Source organism: Streptomyces sp. NRRL WC-3549 (assembly GCF_000721935.1).
Taxonomy (GTDB): Bacteria; Actinomycetota; Actinomycetes; order Streptomycetales; family Streptomycetaceae; genus Streptomyces.
The window spans coordinates 4,642-5,039 of the sequence record NZ_KL585428.1 but is presented as its reverse complement, the minus strand read 5'-3'; the positions used below and the strand labels follow the sequence as shown (position 1 = coordinate 5,039).

Genomic DNA, 398 nt, shown 5'->3' with positions numbered 1-398 from the left:
CCTCGCCTGCGGCTACACCGGCCCGGCCCTCTTCCTCGCCCAACTCGCCTCGCTGACCGGGGAGTCGCGGTACGCCGACACCGCCCGCGCGGCACTGTCACCGGTCCCCGGGCTGCTGGACGCGCTCCACCAGCGGGTGGACGACCTCGGTGCGCTCGGTTCCGGTGCCTTCGCCGGCCTCGGCGGCATCGCGTACGCCCTGACCGAGGCGGGCACGCTGCTCGGCGACCCGGAGGTGCTGGACTGGGCGGGCCCGGCCACCCGGCTGAGCTGCGCGGCCGGTTCGGCCGAGGACGGGTACGGGGTGCGCGGCGGGGCGGCCGGCGGCCTGGTGTCGCTGCTCGCGGTGCACCGGACCACCGACCGGGCGGAGGCCTGGCCCTGTCTCTTATACACAT

1 protein-coding gene is annotated in these 398 nt (G+C 76.4%); it reads left to right on the top strand.

Annotated elements, in window-relative coordinates:
- A partial coding sequence (locus tag IH13_RS0129470) for a lanthionine synthetase LanC family protein (protein WP_031089100.1) occupies positions 1–398 on the top strand: 398 nt, incomplete at both ends.